The sequence below is a fragment of the Streptomyces sp. NPDC051582 genome, assembly GCF_040681715.1.
Classification (GTDB): Bacteria; Actinomycetota; Actinomycetes; order Streptomycetales; family Streptomycetaceae; genus Streptomyces.
In genome coordinates this window covers 1-1,489 of sequence record NZ_JBFAZJ010000108.1, presented here as the reverse complement: position 1 = coordinate 1,489, position 1,489 = coordinate 1, and the positions used below count along the sequence as shown (strand labels likewise).

Genomic DNA, 1,489 nt, shown 5'->3' with positions numbered 1-1,489 from the left:
CCTAGGGCCTGTTTGGAATGTTGATCGCTGGAGCGCCGGAAGCCTCGATCGGGGCTTCGAGCGCGCCTAGGGTCAAGGCCATGGACACGATGCATCGACCCGCTGCACGCGTGATCTGTCTGGACGCCTCTGACCGCGTGCTTCTGCTGCGCTGGCGCGATCCAGTCGACGGAACGTGGCTGTGGGAACCGCCTGGTGGCGGCATTGACCCTGGTGAAACGCCGCTGACGGCGGCACGGCGCGAACTGGTCGAGGAGACCGGTCTGAACCCCGAGGCGGTCCTGGAGCGGTCCGTGCCTGTCGAACGAAATGTGCGATGGAAGGGCATGCAGTACGTCGGCACAGAGGACTTCTTCGTGGCGCGCTTCACCGAAGAGCGACCCTCGCTGGAACGCGCCGGTCTCCTTCCTGAGGAACATGCCAACCTCGACTCGCACGCGTGGGTGCTGTGGTCAGATCTGGACTCGCTGCCGGACCGGGTCGAGCCGCCACAGCTACTGGCAGTGCTCAGCGCCCTGGTGACAGCAGGCCCATGGCGTAACGGAGAAGACGGTTGCGGCCAGGTCACAGGGACTGCCGTATCAACGTGAGTTGGACGGTCGCTTCGTAGCGGACGGCCAACTTGTCGTAGCGCGTCGCGACGCCGCGGGCCTGTTTCAGCAGTCCGATCCGGCATTCGACCTTGTGTCTGGCCTTGTACTTTTCGCGGTCGAAACCGGGTGGCCGTCCGCCCGCCGAGCCCCGGCGGAGGCGGTGTCCGGTCTGGTCACGCTTCTCCGGGATGGTGTGCGCGATCTGCCGCTTGCGCAGGTACTCGCGGATCTGGCGGGAAGAGTACGCACGGTCGGCGAGCACGTGATCCGGTCGGACACGTGGCCGTCCGCCGCCGGATCGGGGGACTCGGATGCGGTCCATGACCTCGATGAACTGGGGTGCGTCGCCGCGTTGTCCGCCGGTGACCACGACTGCGAGGACGTGCCCGGCGGCGTCGGCGGCCAGGTGGAGCTTGGTGCTCAGGCCACCACGCGAGCGGCCCAAGCCGTGGTCGTCCGGCTCGCCGGCCAGACCGTCCGGGGGCGTCCGGCCCGAACGGGCAGCCCCCTTTTCCGGGCCCCCGCGGAGTGCTGGTGGGCACGGCAGACTGTGGAGTCGACCGAGACCTCCCACTCGATGTGCCCGGCGGCATCTGCCTTGACCTGCAACTTCTCCAGGATGCGGGCCCAGGTTCCGTCAATCTGCCAGCGGCGGAACACCGAGTATGACGTCTCCCATGGCCCGTACCGCTCGGGCACGTCCCGCCAAGGCGAACCCGTCCTCGCCCGCCACCAGATCCCGTCAAACACCTGCCGCCGGTCCCGCGGCTTGCGCCCCATCTTCGGCAGCGGCGGCAACACCGCCTCCAGACGCAGCCACTGGTCGTCCGTCAGATCTCCACGAGCCATCCGAAGATCGTTTCACGACCTTGATCAACATCTCAAACAGGCCCTAG

Annotated in this window: 2 protein-coding genes; one reads left to right on the top strand and one right to left on the bottom strand. The window is 67.3% G+C overall.

The genetic code is table 11. From position 1 onward, the window contains the following. Positions 1-80 precede the first annotated feature (80 nt). Positions 81-590, top strand: coding sequence for an NUDIX domain-containing protein (locus AB0M92_RS39275; protein WP_366107194.1), 510 nt, complete (start codon positions 81-83; stop codon positions 588-590). Here the strand turns inward: AB0M92_RS39275 and AB0M92_RS39270 are convergent. After that, positions 565-1,442, bottom strand: a protein-coding gene (locus tag AB0M92_RS39270; protein WP_366107193.1) for an IS5 family transposase whose coding sequence is annotated in 2 segments (ribosomal slippage) — positions 565-1,095 and positions 1,098-1,442 — 876 coding nt in all. Because the reading frame shifts where the segments join, the coding sequence is not laid out codon by codon here. The two genes, AB0M92_RS39275 and AB0M92_RS39270, sit on opposite strands and share 26 nt — an antisense overlap. Positions 1,443-1,489: the final 47 nt, after the last annotated feature.